Below are 15,923 nucleotides of genomic sequence, written 5' to 3'. Positions count from 1 at the left end.
CGATGTCGGACTACTGCGACATCCTGCGTACGCACGATCCCGGGGACACGCTGAACGTGCAGGTGCTGCGCTTCAGCACGAACGAGTTCCTCGAGGGCCAGATCAACGGCCGGCCGTTGTCTTTGGAATTCTCACAAAGTACGGAGGAAGGAGATGCTGCGCCGCCTCCAGCACCCCCGGACAACGAAGAGCCTGAACCTGAGCCGTCCTCACCCGATAGTGAATGGTATATCGCCGTAGATCAATACGGTGCCATCGCCGTTTACTTGCCGACGTCTCAATGGCCGAATTATTCCTACGGGGACTGGACGGAGGACGGTGAGATCGTAGGTACATCGATCTACGCTTCTTCCGATATCGACGCCATGATGAATTGGCAAGCGTCGGGCGTGGTTTTGAGCGTCTCGAAACGCCTGGACAAGGGATACATCCAGGTGCTGGATGAGTACAGCGACGTATTCGGAGAGGCCTGCGACGACGTCCCCTACCGCACGGATTTCGAAAATGATTATTACCGCGGCATGTCGGAGCGTTACTGGTACTGCGGCAGTCATGATGGCCCGACGGTCGATATCTATTCACTCGTGAGCAAAGATGATCCTCAGGCTTTCGTGGCAACCTTGTTGATCTTCTGGTTCATTCCACGAGAGTATCAACTCACGGAAGACGTCCTGCTGAGTTTCACGGTGCTGCCGGAAAATCTACCGTAAAGTCGTGTGTGACATCGCCGCCTTCTGAGGAAAGCTGTTTACTCTTCGGAGAGGGTCGGCTTGATTTCCAGCCACGAACGGCCACCGTTGAGCGTATAAACCAGCGCGATTTCATCTTCGTATGTCGCGACGGCCCAACCCAGGTTTTCGTCGACGAAGCTGAATTGACCCTGCCATTGGACGCTTTTCACGTCCGTCCAGTCCCGGCCTTGATTCAGCGAAAGTGATATCTCCTGACCCAACGCGAATACCGTCTGTTCATCGATGAAGAGCAACGTTGCACCCGGAAAATCATTCACATTCCAGGTCGATCCTGCGTCTGAGGTGAGGTACAGAAAGCGTTCGGTCGTCTTCAGCGTACCGGAAAAATAGTAGCACTCGACAAGGAGTGCGCCTTGGGTCGAAGAGAAGAGGTAAGGATTCTTCGTCGTGCAATAGCTGTCCTCGTCTTCGGCTTCCGCTTGTGGGAGGGGAAGCCAGATCGGCTGCCACGTTTCGCCTCCATCCTCCGTCCAATCGATGAGCGCCTGGCGGTAAACGCCCTGGCAGTCGTACGTGATCCATCCGCGGTCTTCGTGAAACACCATTCCCGTTTTCATGCATCCTTGAAGGTCTTGATCTTCGTAGGGATCGATCAATTTATCCCAGGAAAGTCCGCCATCGGAAGTTCGATACAGTGCGACGTACTCGTTTCCCATTCCCGATTCGACGTGGCGCAGCAACCAGCCTCGATTCGGGTCGCTGAAATAGAGGCGATCGGAACGGCTTTGGGGGTAGTCGATCTGTGTCGATGTCCAGGTTTGACCTCCGTTCGACGTACTCCATAGTTCGGCGCCGTCGTTGTACACGATCCAGGCGTTGTTCCTGTCGTAGAAAAAAACACCGGTGCGCGCGGGGAAGATCAGCAGAGATCGAACTGCCGGTGGAGATACATCGCGCCAGGTTACCCCGCCGTCGTTCGTGCGCAGGATGTGATCGTGGTGCGCGCCTGCTCCGCCAACCGCCCACCCCGCTTGTGCGTCGATCATTTCGATGCGCTCGATTACCAATTCTTGTCCGTCCGTCTTGGGCAGGATGGGTCTCGAGAATAACTGATTCGCAGCACGCTTCATTGTAACGGGATCGTCAGATTTGGCGGGTGGATGGAAGCTGTAGATTTGGTTGTAGCCACCTGCGATCCAGATCGAGCCGTCCGGGCCCTCTCGAATGGCGTTGATGTCGTAGAGCTGCAGTTCGTTGTCCTGCGAATAATTGATCCAGCGCCCATCGATCCAGCGCGAGATGCCGCCAATCGATCCGACCCACAAAGAGCCGTCCGTGGCACCGTAAAGGGCATCGATGCGCGGATCCGCCAGTCCATCGTCCTGGGTGATATAGCTCCACGATTCGCCATCGAAGCGATTCAATGTGCCGTGAGTCCCGACCCACAACGTTCCGTCCGCCGTGACTGGCCGAACCAGATGTCGCCATTGGAAGCCACATACGCGCATGTGACCGAATCGTCGACCAGGCCGTTCAGCGTCGTGTAATACTTCCAGGCTCGCTCCTTGAAGCGACTCACTCCGCCGCCTAGCGTGGCAAACCATAGTGCACCATCTTCGTCGACGACGATCGCCTGTACGTTGTCTTTCGGCAATCCCTCGTCGACGCCGTAGATGGTCCAGGTTTTCGCGTCGAATTGAACCGCCCCCATCGCGCCGCCGAACCAGAGTGACCCATCATCGGCGACGGCGATGGTCCATACGTAGGACACGATCCCGGCGGGTCTCAGTTGAAAGGCGGTAATGCCGGTCTGGTCTTCGGCGAACAGAACGGGCGTGGATGCGGGCGTTTCGAGGTCCGCAGGGAGCGGCTGCTGCGTTGTGGTCGGACTCGAGGTGCCGTGTGCGGCCGGCAGCGTATCCTGTGTAGCGCTTGGCGCCTGGTTCGTTTCGGCGGAAGAACATCCGGCAAGCAGAAAAGCCAGCAATAAAATCAAAACCTGCGGCCCCAGTTCTTTTCGGAACTGCATTCAATTCCTCAGTTGCCGGCGTGTAAACCCTATCCGCATCTTATCCGTCGAGTCGCTAAGGCCGCCAGGCCGGATGAAAACCGATGTTGTTTTCCGCAAGCGCTGCGGAGTTAACGCCAAAGGAATCCATGATGTAAAGCGTTGCCGTACTGAAAAAACCCTTGGTATACACGATCCACCGTCCGTCCGGTGACCAGGCGTACGGCGCCTGGCCCCAACTGTCGGACAGTCGTCCAATGCCCTGCCCATCGGCATCCATGATGTAGACCGACTCCGTGAGGGCATCACCGGGTTGGCGCCGGTTCGAACCGAAGACGATCTTGGTGCCGTCGGGCGACCATTCCGGGTAGTAATCCCAGCCGTACGTGCTGCTGTCGGTCAGGCGCACGAGATTCCCACCGCCGGGATCCATCGTATAAATTCCGTCATCGAGACGGCTGAAGGCAATGCGGCTGCCGTCTGGCGACCAGGAGGCCGTATATCCGTTCGTAAGACGCCTCGACTGACTTCCGTCTGCATTCATGACGTATATCGACCAGCCCGCAGCTTCGCTTACCGTATAGATGATCTGCGTGCCGTCAGGGGACCAATCCGGATCATTTTCCGGAATCGTTTTCTTTGTTAGTTGGGTTAACTGGCTTCCATCCACCTGCATCGTGTAGATATCAAAATTGCCGTCGCGATCCGAATCGAAGACGAGGCGCTGGCCGTCCGGCGACCATGAAAAATGGAGGATTTCGCCGGAGCTGTCTGTGATTTTCTGGCGCGAGTCGTCCTCGAGATTCATGAGAAAGATATCCGAGATGTCAGAATCGGTTTCGCTGAAGGCGATGAAGCCGATTTGTCCCGTCAGCGATTCGAGCGACCCGACCTCGGTGCTGCGTTCGGAGGCAGCCTGGTATTCGCTCGGTTCGGCGACGAGTTCGGGTTTAATCTCCGTAAAGCTAGCGCAGCCGTCTGTGGTCTTTACCAGGGCGATTTCTTCTCCGGACCGCGCAACTACCCAGGCGAGATTCTCACCGACGAACGAAAACTGGCCAGTCCAATTGACGTCCTTCACCTGGCTCCAGGTTATCCCTGCGTCGCGTGAGCGGTAGATTTCACGATCGAGCGCGTAGGCGACATCCTCGTCGATGAATTGGAGTTCGCCTCCCGGATAATCGTAGCGGCTCCAGGTCTGTCTACTGTCGGAAGTCGAGAACAGGTAATCGGTGAGAACCTTGTTATTATTGTCATAGGTCGTACAGCGCACGATCAGTGCGCCGTTGCTGCGAGAGAAGAGGTGCGGGTTGTACATGGCGCAGTATTCGTCGGTGAATTTATTCGGCTCGTCCGGTGGCGGCGGCAGGGGAACTTCTTTCCAGGAACTACCGCCGTCCGAAGTAACATCGACGAAGGCGCCCGGTTGCACGCCGTAGCTGTCACGCGTGACCCAACCGACGTCGGCATCGATAAAGACCATGCCGGTCTTTGTAAAACTCTGTAAATCGGAACTGGTGTAGGGATCGAAAACGGTCTCCCAGTACGCGCCGCCGGAAGTGGTCCGGGACATGGAGCTGTAGACGTGGCTCATTCCAGCATCGATATACTTCATGACCCAACCGTAGGTCTCATCCGCGAAATAGAAATCAACGCCAAGATTGCCGGTGTATTCCGTGCGCGCCGGCTGCCAGGTAATCCCTGCGTCTGAGGTGCGCCAGACGATCTCGTACGACGAAAAGCTGACCCAGGCATGATCGCTGTTGAGGAAAAAGCCTGCGGCCTGCACGTGGGAATCGCCGGTCGGAGCTGTCTCTGGCGGCGTGACGTCCCACCAGGACTCGCCGCCGTCGTTGGTGCGAAGGATGTGATCGCTCGAGTCGTTTGCCTGGGCGATCGCCCAGCCTTGCTGCGAATCAACCATGGTGATCTTGGTGATTTCGATCGCCGTGCCTGCGTCTAAATGGGGGATGGCGTGCTCGTAATCGATCGGCGGCGGCGACGTCGCTGGGGAAGCTTCCAGGGTTGCCGTAGGCACGTCGGGGAAAAGCACGCGAGTCGCTTCTTCGCTCGTGGTACTGGCAGGCGCGGCTTGTGGAAGGGTGGCAGATGGTGTGGGTCGACCCGCTGGCGCGGTTGTCGATGGCGAACACCCGGCTAGCCAGACGAGCAGAATCAATAAAATGATCGATGACAATCGGTTCGTAAGCATCTCTCTCTCCTTCAACTGGCTTTAATATTCGATCCAATACGCGAAATTCGTGTAAGCACTTATGAATCCGGGCAAGTTCTCTGTCACGAGGACGGGGATGTAATTTGGTGCTTCGGCGATAAACAGACTTGTGCCGTCGATGTATAGTAATCGATCTCCCGTGCGATCCCATACGATCGGGAGTGAGGTCAAATCGGCGTCGATTTCGACAGAAGGCAGGGTTAGAGGTGACCCGACCGATAATTCAAGTCTATCCTGCCGGATTCGAAGATAGGCCCATACGGAACCATCGGGCGACACCGCCGGGATTGCCGGAACGGTGCGCAGGATTTCTCCATCAGGTGAAATTTCGTAGATTTCCATCAAACGGGCGAAAAATCGGTGGGCGTTCGGAGAATAATGCAGTTCACTCGCCTCTTTGTCCAGCAGCGTTCTGGGTTCATCGGATTGTGGATCTATGAACACGAGCCCCGATAAGCCGCTCGGGTTGCAGATCGGATCGTCGACGATGAACGGATCGATGGTAACGAGCAGACCGCCCGTTTCCGGATTCCAGGCGAATTGCATATACCCGCCGGGCCAGAAGTCGATCACCTCGCCCGTTTCGATGTCGACACTACGGATCTTGTTGAAACCGCAAAGGGCGTTGAAATTCGATACCATGATCGCAGAATTGGACGTCCATCCGTGAAAAAGGACGTCGCCTTGCAAACCCGAAACGTCGATTTCCCTGACGCCAGAACCGTCTGCGCGGGCGGCCCACACGCCTGCCATGCTGTAGCCGGCTCCCGTCCCGAAACTGGTTACGCCTGCATGAAGGATGTATCTGCCATCCGGCGACCAGGAGAGACGGTAACCATGACTCGGTCCGTCCGTTAGTCGAGTGATCTCGCCGCTCTCTGGCGCGTACGTGTAGAGATCGGAAGATGGGCCGTCGATCATGCCCATGAAAGCCAACAGCTTGCCGTCCGGAGACCATGCGAAGGAATCGCGCGAGTTGATCGCCGTCAAAGCCTGCATGGCCTCGAATCCGATGGAACCAGGTCCATCGGAGGGCGAGAATTCGATCCCCGCTTCAAGCAAGGTTGCGATGGTTTGAAAACCGCCCTGAGGCAGCGTAAGCAGATTCAACCGCAAGCCTGATTCCAAATTCGAGCCCGAAAGCAACGCGATGCGACCGCCGGAAGATGCGACGGCGATCCTGCCGGGACTGATGTCTTCGTGCGGCAGTCCCGTGGTGATCTCGGAAAGACCGGAACCGTCGGGGTTCATAATCCAGATCCCTTGAGCCGTCACGACCATCCACCAGGGACCATTCGGGAGTAGGGGGCGATCCGCATCAGCAGTGTCAATGGCATTCGGAATGGCTGCCGTCGGAGATACCTGTGTGGTGCGGATGGACGTGGGAGTCGCCGTCGGTATGACCCTTGATTCGGGCGTGAATGTGGGGCTTGGTGTGATAGACACGGCGCAAGCACCAAGTATCATGGTCCATGCGACCTGAAGGACCTGCGCCAATCGCGTTCGTTGTCTCATGTTTGACGCTCCGTAATGATCCGCGCGTGAGTGGGCATTGCCGCCTTCATGGTGCAGCCCAGATTAGGTTGTCCCCAAAGCCGGTGGGGGGAATGATTAACTCAGCAGAGACGAGTGTGGGTGTGAATTCAGGCGCCACTGAGATGAAAAACATGTCCTCCTCCGCCAGGAAGAAGAACGCATCACCGTCCGGACTCCAAGCAACTGCTTCCACATCTGCTGCATACATGCTCGTCAGATCCCCGGCGTCGTTTCCCATCCAGAGACGGCCTTGCTTGTCGACGAACAACCATCGGCTTCCATCTGGAGAGATCGTTGGAGGATCGTAGCCGCGTTCGGGTGCAGGATATCGTTCGATCTGGCCATCTGCCTGGATAGTAAGCAAATCTTCCGTCGTTTGGATGAAGAAGCGGCCGGGCTTGGGTGCGTATTGGATGTCGGCGCCCGTGTCGAGGTCGATTTCGAGGAATTGGTTGCTACCTTCTTCGAGGTCGATGAGATAAAGCCCCGGTGTAGCGGTCACCTCACATTCGGCGAGAATGGGAAGATTGTTCTCCAGGATCGAGATCAACACAGTGTCGGTCGCCGGATCGAAGGCGCGCAGAATGTATCCGTCCGGCCAATGGATTTTCGTCTCGCCTGTTTCCACGTCGATAGTGCGCAGATTTGTATAAGGACAGAAGGACTCGAGTGTGTCCATCAGAACGATCGTGTCGGATGTCCAGCCCAATACGTTCTCGTCCCCCCATATTTCACTCGTGAAGAGCTGCTTCACACCGGAGCCATCGGCGCGCACGGCCCAGACTGCGTCCATCCCGCGCCCATATCCTGACATCTCCCAGCTCGTCTCAGCCGCGCCGCCTTGTACGATCGTACTCCCGTCGGGCGACCATGCGGGTTCCAGCGCCTGTGTCGGTCCACTGGTCAGCCGCGTTCGTGTGCCGCTCTCGACGTCGTAAACGTATAAATCGGAGGAGTCGCCGTCGATCGCCGCGTTAAAAGCCAGCTTGCTGCCATCCGGCGACCATTCCGGATGGTTGTAGGGGCCGACGGTGGCGAAGATGTCCTTGGCTTGCCAATAGCTCTCGCTGTCGCTGAGGGCTGCTTCGATTGAATCCGAGAGCAGCCGGGTCTTATAGATGACTTCTCCCGAGGGAAGCGATACCAGGGTCAATACCGGAAAGTTGAAGAGCGTGGTGTCGAAAGCAAGCACGGCCGTGATCGGCTCCCGGGGATTGGGCGCCAGAAAAACGGAGTAATTGGGGAAACCCTCTGCGGCCCAATCCACGATTTTCGTCAGTCCGGAGCCGTCCGCGTTGAGTGCCCAAATTCCACTGAATTCATAGACCAGAAGCCAGGGACCTGATTGGGATAATGGGCGCTCGGGGATGATATAGGCGGCGCTCGAAACAGGCGTATCAGTGGCGGCGGCCACGGGAGCGGTTGTCGGGGAAGGTGAAGGATTTGGCGTACTACTTTCGATTCTGGTCTCCTCGGTCGGCGTATTCGCTGAACAGGAAGTAATGATGACGAGGATCCCAATTATGAGTACCGCAGTGAATGCACGCTTCTTCATCGGCTGCCCTCCAGTTCCGGCTCCGTTTTTCGTCCCATCTCTACCGCTGCAGGAGTTCGTTCATCGATATCCAGGAGTTCAGGGCATCACCCACCCCGAAAATCCATTCTGATTGTCGAGCCCCTCGGCGACAAGAATTGGCAGGTATTCCGGCTTTTGGGCTACGTATAGTCCCGAATCGCTGAAGAAGAGCACGTATTCGCCAAGTGGATCCCAGGTGGCGTTGTAAGTCCGTTGGTTGAAGATTTTTATTGGGGGATTTTCGATGGAACCCAACAGTGGTCCGATCCACAAGCCTTCCCCTGTCCAGGCCAGATCCCGCGTGCTCGGTGCTGCGGCTGGGAAGGAACGTGACCCGACCGGAACGTCGAGATCGATGTACTGCCCCAGCGAATCGATGGCGACGATGCCGAATTCCGAATCGGCCAGGAAGAGGTTGGCTTCCTGCGACCAGATCACCCGGAATATGTCCTCGTCGAGGACTTTGAAAGGCGCGTTGCCGTCGCTGGGGATAAGAAAGAGCCCCAGATTCTGATCCGGATTGCAGCCTTCATAGTCATCATTCACGCCCAAGAGCGCCACGGCTTCCGTCGGGTGGAAGGCGATCGTCTGGAAGGTGTGCTCCCATAGGACTCGGCTTTCGCCGGTTTCGATGTTGAATGTGCGCAGATCGTTCGGTCCGCACATCGCGTTCCAGGAGTAGACCACGAACGTGCGGTCATCCACCCATCCGATTACTTGCTGGTCCCCCGAACCGGAGGGATCGAAGAGCGTGATGATGCCCGAATCGTCCGCCCGGGCGGCCCAAAATCCTTGCATGTCGTAGCCGGCACCGGTTCCCAATGAGCCGACTCCTGCGTGGACGATGTATTTCCCGTCCGGCGACCAGACGGGTTTGATTCCCTGACTGGGCCCGTCCGTGAGCTGTGTCTCGGCCATTTGCTGCATGGAGTAGACGTAGAGATCCGAGGTGGGTCCGTTGATCGCCCCCATGAACGCCAGATATTGACCGTCGGGTGAAAAGGCCAGGCTTTGAAGGTCGATCATCGCCCGAACGGCTTCGAAGCTTGCGTCGCCGGGTACGGCGTCTTCGCCGGGTTCGCTTTGCGCTGAAGTAAGCGGTTTTTCGGTGATCATGGTTGGGTAGGGGAGTTTGATGATGCGCAGCGTGATGTCGTAGACGCCGTCTCTACCACTGAGGAATGCGACCGTTCCACCTTGCGGGGCGATCGCGATCTGCCGGTTGAACGGCGGCGTGAAATTCTCCCAGGAAACTTGTTTGAGTCCCGTGCCATCGGGGTTGACCGCCCACATTCCTTGCGGCGTGGTGAAAATCCACCACGGTCCTTCCTTGGATAGTTCACCGCTTCCAACACCAGGCGCCGTACCGCCCTTTTCTTCCGTGTCCACAAACATGCCTGCGGGCGTGTCGGTCGGAAGTTCGCTAGGTGGTTTTGTGGGAGCGGGCGAGGATGCGGATCGCTGCGTGGGAATTGCCTGATCTGACTCGCTGACCACGGGCGTCGCGCTGGCGCAGCCTGCAATCCAGAATGTACCGGCAGCAAGCAGGATACTCCAATGGATAATCCGCTTTTTAGCCATGAAATTCACTCCTCCTATTTTGCGCAACTCTTTCCGATATCATTGCCGATTGATCCACCCTCTCGGTCATGCCTGAACGTCGAGGGGTTCGTGCTCAGACAGAAAGCTTTGAACGTCTTGTTGTGTTGGTAACCCGGGGCGCCCGCCGAGCTGCGTGCAGGAAATGGCCGCTGCTGCACTGGAGAACTTCAACGTTGTTTTCCAATCCCATTTCATTGCCAGACAAGCGGCAAATGCACCATGAAAAGCGTCCCCGGCGCCCGTCGTGTCTACCGCATCGACTCGGAAAGCGGGAAGACGCCCGCTTTGGTTCTCGTGATACCAGTATAAACCTCTTTCTCCAACCGTGACGACGACTGAAGGTGCATGACGGGTGAGCGCCACGAGCGCATCATCGAGATTGGATTCGCCGGTAAAATCCAGGGCGAATTTCTGGGATGCGACGAGATAGTCCACACGGTCAGCGAGTTTTCGAGTGCCTTCGTGGACCGATCCGGCATCCAGGACCGTATCTGCTTTCCATGCGTCGGCGTGTTCGAGCAGCGGGATCGATATCTCCGGTTCGTGGCCGTCGAAGAGGATGACCTTGGCGCATACATTCGATACATCGAGCGCTCCCGCCGGGATTGGTTCGGGTGCACGATAGTTGACGAGCGATCGTTTACCGCTGGGCGTTACGAAAACGGCGGATATCGACGTAGGCGCTGGTCCACGCACGAGCAGGTCGATGTTCACGTTCGCCGTGACAAAATCGTTCAACAGGTAGTCCCCGAAGGGATCCGTTCCCAGATATCCGGCGAACGCCGAAGCAAGTCCCAGCCGGGACACCGCGATCGATGCGCTCGCCGCCGGTCCCCCGCCGGATTGTGTCAAAGATGAAGCGGCACTTTTATCGTCCTCGGTGAGCGGACGGTCTACACGAAAGATCAGGTCGTAGGAAGCCATCCCGACGCAGAGTACATCGATGCTGGCTGCCATTTCACGGCCGTCCCGTTTGGCTGTGGTTTCATGCATTAGTTCTCAGATCCCTTCATTGAATCATCGAGTTTCGTACCTGGGCGAAGGTGACGATCAGGCCCACGAGAATAAACACGGCCGGCAGCATGATACCCAGGAGACCGGTGCCGGTTTCGATTACCAATGACGGCTCGGAAGATGAATGGATGAACGTATTGATTCGATCGGCGATATCTTCTTTTGAACGGTAGCCGGAAGATGAATAACTCGTGAGGTGGAACGTGCCCCGAGCCGCATCCAATTCCACTCGATAGGTACAGCCGTCATCGTCGCAGCTTTCACTCACCCAGGCGTTGTCCAGTGAGGGGATATGCTCATCTTCGAAATCGAGGACGCCGAGTAAACTCTCGGATTTTACACAAGTGATTTGATCCTTCGCACTTCGTTCGCATGTCAGCGTCGTCGTGCGGGCGAAGAAAAACAAAGCCACGACTCCGGCTCCCGCAAATATCATTCCCCAGAGTGCGGACTTCAATATTTGTTTGACGCTCATCCGATGACCTCCTGCGTCGAAGCTGATCCAATGTTTACCATGTTTTCCTGATGTTGTGAAACAGAGAAAGATTCGCTGGCACTATCCATAACGGTCCATCAGGTCTTGCTTTTCAGGATCGTCGAGAAACGCGATTTCCAGCGCGTTGTACTGCGCTTGATGGATTTCATCCACCGTCAGACCGGCCGCAGGCGCCGCAACCTCATATTCGTGGCGCAGGTCGATTCCACTCACGCCGGGATCATCCGTATTGATCGTGGCCAGCAAACCTCGTCGAAGGAATTGTTTGAGCGGGCTGGCGGCATAATCCGGGATCGTGCTGGTTTGCACGTTGCTCGTCAGGCTGACTTCGATGCCGATGTGATTTTCGAGCATGTAATCCAGCAGCCGGGGATCTTTAGTGGCATGCACCGCATGCCCGATACGCTCGGCGTGCAGCACGTCGATGGCCTGCCACACACTCTCGGGTCCTGAAGATTCGCCTGCGTGGACGGTGATGTGCCAGCCGGCATCGCGGGCTTTCTCGAAATGGTCGACGAAATACTCTGCAGGCCAATTCGCTTCGTCTCCGGCCAGGTCCAGACCGACGATGTGTTCGCGGCAGCCGAGCAGCGCATCGAGTTCTTTGCGTGCGATGTCCGGGCCGTAGGTGCGGCTGAGGATGCCGATCAGATTGGCACGGATGTCGTACTCTTCGCTGCCGCTTTGAACCCCGTCTACGACCGCTTCGACGACTTCGCGAGGGTCGAGTTGGTGGGTTTCCGCCATAAACCAGGGGCTGAAACGCAGTTCGACGTAATCGAGGGATTCGTTGAAGGCATCTTCGACGTTCTCGTAGGCGATGCGAAAACAAGCTTCAGGATCGACGAGGATCTCCATCATCCATTTGAATTTGGCGATAAAAGTCATTACGTCCGGTTCGGGCTCCACGATTTGAACGTACGGCCGTAGTCCCTCCACGTCATCCGCAGGCAGGGGGATTCCATGTTCCTCGCCGATGTCCAGGATCGTTTCCAGGCGTACGTTTCCATCCAGATGTCGATGCAAGTCCATCAACGGAAATGAAGTATCGATCATGGTGTCATCCTCGCCCTGAACGCTGAAATCCTGCAGCCCGGGTGCCAAATTCACTGCGATTCGGCGGCGCTCGCCAAACCGATCACGGCTGCCAGGCTGGCTGAAAATCGAGCGCGGGATGATTCGTGAGACGCGTTTGCGAGCCGCCGTTTGCCGTCATCACGTATATTTCATGATTGGCGTTATCGCGCCAGGATTCAAACACGATCCATTCCCCATCCGGCGACCAGTTGGGGTCATCGTTGGGGCCCAATTCCGTTAGCCGCACTTCTCCGAAACCTAGGGCGTCCCATTGAATGACCCAAATGTGATTGTTGGCCGCGTAGGCAATCGTCTCACCGTCTGGGGACCAGGATGGCGTATGCGCGCGCTGGTCGCGCGTGATTTGATCCGGCGTCGAACCGTTGAACGAGCCATCCCTGTAGAACCAGTAGACTACCGGGTAATCGCTTCCGGAGGTGTTCAGGATGGCAACCTTCTCCCCGTCCGGCGACCAGCTTGCCTGGCGATCGTACGCATTTTCACGGCTGATGCGGATGGGATTGTTTCCGGTTTGATCGGCAAGCCATACGGAGGGCCGGTTGTCCTCCAGGTAGGTAAACGAGATCCCGGCTTGCGTCCATTGCGGATCGAAGACGCCGCCGACCATGGCAATCAGGGGTAATGGTGCGCTCCCTGCGATGTCGGCCTGATAGATCACTGCGTTTGGATAGATGTCTTTCTTTCCGCCGCAAGGCGATATGTAGAGAATCTTTTGACCGTCGGGCGACCATGCGGGTTGGCAGGCGCCGTCTGCGACGTCCGTGAATTGGCGAACCTCGCTTCCATTCACGTTCACGAGGAAAACCTGCGGCGCGCCGGCCCGGTCGCTGACAAAGGCGATTAACCCTCCGCCGTTGCCGATGGGCGTTGCGGACGGTGTATCGGTGAATTCGAGAGTCGGCGTGTCGCCGGGTTCCTGCCGGGGTGTTTCCGTCGCCGGTCCGAGTTCCGTCGATTCGGAAGGCGGCAGTGTGTTTTGCAGGGTGGGCAGCAAGGCGACGATGTTCGTTTCCCGTGCCGGCGTTGCGCTGGGCGCGGCTCCTCTCAGCATGCCCGGAAGGGTGACCGCTGCGGCAGCGACGATCACCACGAGCAGCGCAATCCACCACTTCGATCTCAGTGGATTTTGATCCCGCAGGACCGTCGTCGCACTGCTGGAACCCCCGGCATCCGCATCGGATTGTGGAGCGGGTTTCGTGACGGCCTGGTCGGCTGCGATACGGGCTGCATCTGAAGTCGGAGGGAACAACGCTTCCTGAAAGTCCTTGATGGATTGGAAGCGCTCCCCGGGTTGTGTTTTGACGGCACGTTCGACGGCCTGGGCCACGTGAGGTGAAATCGAGGGATTCAGTTTTCGTATGGGCACCAGATGTTCTACGCCCATCTCCCGTTTGACACTGTCGGCGGGAATGCGGCCCGTGAGCAGTGCGTACATCGTGGCCGCCAATGAGAAGATGTCGGTGCGGGTGTCGGTGCTGCCCGGTCCGTATTGTTCCGGCGGGGCAAAACCCGGCGTGTAGGCGCGAGCACCCATGGTCGTCGTCTCTTTGGGATCGTGCGCTTTGGCGAGTCCGAAATCGACCAGGATGGCTCTTCCTTCCGGTGTGATTTTTATGTTGCCCGGCTTAATGTCGCGGTGAATCACCGGCTGCGGGCGGGAATGCATGTACGCCAGGGCCTGCATGATTTCCTGCGCCCACTGCAGGACGGTCTCCTCCGGCAGCGGTTTGCCGCCGCGTTTTCGCATGAGCGAATGGACATCTTCTCCGGGGATGAAATCCATGACGATGTACTGTCCCTGTCCCGGTATTTCGAAGTGATCGGTGACGCGCGGCAATCCGGGATGGCGCAGGGAGGCGAGTAGCCTCGCTTCGCGCATGAACTGGCGCCCGGAAGCCGGCGTCACGAACAGGTTTTCTTTGATCGCAACTTGAACGGTCAGATTTTCGTCGAAACCTCGGTAAACAGCGCCCATACCCCCGCTGGCGAGCAGTTCCAGGATTCGATAGCGGTTGTAGAGCAGACTGTTGATTTCGAGAGGCATGAATCCCTCCGCAGGTGGAATTCAGTTGCTGTTTTCGATCAGGGAAAATTGTATCGAGTCAGAGACTCGTTCGCGCGTGGCTCTCCAAATGATATGCGTACTATATCATACAGAAGTCGGCGCAGAATTCCAATTCGGCCAGGCGAATTAAAAGGGTACTGTAGTGGGATTTTATCGCGCTCACCGGCTTGGTTCGTATTTCGAAAGTTGATGTCGTGATGATCCAGGTTTGACGAAGACGGTGTGGGAATATTGAATGTAAACGAGCTGCGTGTTGAATAGACCTTTCTTATGAAGTATACTTGCGCGTGGGGGTAGAACGTGGGACAAATCCTTGACGTCAATCAAGATCAGCGTGCCCCGACATCGAGGACATTAATGGATACAAGCCGTATCTGCTACCCCATAATTTGAAGTCTTTTCCAATTAAATCAACGACCGGCGGAATATGCAGGGATTCGATACCCTGCGATGCTTCCGTACACTATAGCTGACCACTCACAATGGACCTTGGCAAAGCTGAACCGGTCTTTCACGTTCATGACGAAAGTGCTCCGAGCAGCGGTATCCCCCGCTGCGGTCTGAAGGAGGCTGATTTGAACAAGGCGCTGCACGCCCTGGATACTGTGATCAACCGTGATTGGCTGCGCTCGATTCCCCAGGAGAAACACGCAATCCGGAAGCGGCAGAACATACTGCTGCAGCTGCTCGTCGCTTCTGCATTCGGCATGCAGGTGATGCTGCTCTATCTGCTGCAGTTATATCCCCTGTATGCGCGTGGAGGAGCCGGCAGCGCCAGCGTGCGCAACTTGGAATACTTGGCATGGGCGCTTACGACGCCGGTGCTCTTTATCGGTGGGTATTCCTTCTTGCATGGCGCCTGGCGTGCGCTACGGGCCGCCAGTGTGGGGATGGATACGCTGGTTTCACTCGGTACGCTGTCCGCATACGGATACAGCGTGTACAACGCTCTCGAAGGGCAGGGTGAGGTTTACTTTGATTCTGTGGCGATGGTTACCACGTTCATCACACTGGGACGCTACCTGGAGAAATCTGAAGAATGGCGGGCACGCAAGGACATACGCGAGCTGCTCAAGCTACAGCCGGAAACGGCCTGGCGGCGATCAGACGATCAATGGCAGGAGGTCGAGGCGTTCGATTTGAAGCGGGGTGACCATATCCTGATCAAGCCGGGCGAACGCATGCCCGTGGATGGACGCGTGATGGAGGGAATGGCAGCGGTCGATGAAACACGGCTGACCAGCGCAGCAAGACCCATTCAAAAATCGGTAGGCGATCCTGTTTTTGCCGGCACGCTGGTTGTCGATGAAACGCTGCGATGCGAAGTGGTGCAGCCTGTCGATGGCACACGCATGGCGGAAATCAAGCGGATGGTACAGGAAATTCTGAACGCCAAACCACCTGCGCAGCGCTTGGCTGATCAAGTTGCGCGCTACCTCGTCTTCAGCGTAGTAGCCGCTGCTTCCCTGACCTTTCTGGGTTGGTCGATGGCCGGAGCCACGCCTACGAAAGCGGTGCTGACCGCAGTGACTGTTCTGGTCATAGCCTGTCCCTGCGCTCTGGGCTTGGCCACACCCCTGGCGCTGACCAGGGTGTTGGGGCA

The 15,923-nt window shown here is 57.0% G+C and carries 12 protein-coding genes; 2 read left to right on the top strand and 10 right to left on the bottom strand.

Annotated elements, in window-relative coordinates:
* On the top strand, positions 1-710 hold a 710-nt coding region (locus tag P8Z34_14715; GenBank protein MEJ2551925.1), incomplete at its 5' end, for a hypothetical protein.
* Positions 711-748: 38 nt separating this feature from the next.
* On the opposite strand, the gene P8Z34_14710 is transcribed toward P8Z34_14715, so the two are convergent.
* The 10 genes from P8Z34_14710 to P8Z34_14665 all read right to left on the bottom strand — a co-directional run bounded on the left by P8Z34_14710 (position 749) and on the right by P8Z34_14665 (position 14,299).
* The gene (locus tag P8Z34_14710; protein MEJ2551924.1) at positions 749-2,200 is read right to left on the bottom strand and encodes a hypothetical protein; all 1,452 of its coding nucleotides are present in this window, start codon (positions 2,198-2,200) and stop codon (positions 749-751) included.
* A complete protein-coding gene (locus tag P8Z34_14705; protein MEJ2551923.1) occupies positions 2,113-2,721 on the bottom strand; it encodes a two-component regulator propeller domain-containing protein in 609 nt (202 codons plus the stop codon). Before P8Z34_14705 ends, P8Z34_14710 begins: the two co-directional genes overlap by 88 nt.
* Before the next feature lie 55 nt (positions 2,722-2,776).
* Entirely contained in the window at positions 2,777-4,912 is a 2,136-nt protein-coding gene (locus tag P8Z34_14700; GenBank protein MEJ2551922.1) for a hypothetical protein, read from the bottom strand.
* A gap of 21 nt (positions 4,913-4,933) precedes the next feature.
* Positions 4,934-6,448: a hypothetical protein gene (locus P8Z34_14695; protein MEJ2551921.1), complete on the bottom strand. Its 1,515-nt coding sequence runs from the start codon at positions 6,446-6,448 to the stop codon at positions 4,934-4,936.
* A 46-nt stretch (positions 6,449-6,494) separates the two neighbouring features.
* Positions 6,495-8,024 (bottom strand): hypothetical protein, encoded by a 1,530-nt coding sequence (locus P8Z34_14690; GenBank protein ID MEJ2551920.1) that lies wholly within the window; start codon positions 8,022-8,024, stop codon positions 6,495-6,497.
* Between the two features lie 78 nt (positions 8,025-8,102).
* On the bottom strand, positions 8,103-9,626 hold the full coding sequence (locus P8Z34_14685) for a hypothetical protein (GenBank protein MEJ2551919.1): 1,524 nt from the start codon (positions 9,624-9,626) through the stop codon (positions 8,103-8,105).
* A 66-nt stretch (positions 9,627-9,692) separates the two neighbouring features.
* Positions 9,693-10,640: a PfkB family carbohydrate kinase gene (locus P8Z34_14680; GenBank protein MEJ2551918.1), complete on the bottom strand. Its 948-nt coding sequence runs from the start codon at positions 10,638-10,640 to the stop codon at positions 9,693-9,695.
* Positions 10,641-10,656: 16 nt separating this feature from the next.
* Positions 10,657-11,136 carry a hypothetical protein gene (locus P8Z34_14675; protein MEJ2551917.1) on the bottom strand — a complete coding sequence of 160 codons (480 nt, stop codon included), beginning with the start codon at positions 11,134-11,136 and terminating at the stop codon, positions 10,657-10,659.
* A gap of 81 nt (positions 11,137-11,217) precedes the next feature.
* Entirely contained in the window at positions 11,218-12,267 is a 1,050-nt protein-coding gene (gene add / locus P8Z34_14670; protein ID MEJ2551916.1) for an adenosine deaminase, read from the bottom strand.
* A 28-nt stretch (positions 12,268-12,295) separates the two neighbouring features.
* Positions 12,296-14,299 (bottom strand): protein kinase, encoded by a 2,004-nt coding sequence (locus P8Z34_14665; protein ID MEJ2551915.1) that lies wholly within the window; start codon positions 14,297-14,299, stop codon positions 12,296-12,298.
* Between the two features lie 503 nt (positions 14,300-14,802).
* Here P8Z34_14665 and P8Z34_14660 point away from each other — a divergent pair.
* The coding region (locus P8Z34_14660) for an HAD-IC family P-type ATPase (protein MEJ2551914.1) at positions 14,803-15,923 on the top strand (1,121 nt) is incomplete at its 3' end.

The organism is Anaerolineales bacterium (assembly GCA_037382465.1).
Taxonomy (GTDB): Bacteria; Chloroflexota; Anaerolineae; order Anaerolineales; family E44-bin32; genus WVZH01.
Note: the sequence above shows the minus strand (reverse complement) of the source record. Positions and strands in the feature narration are given on the sequence as shown.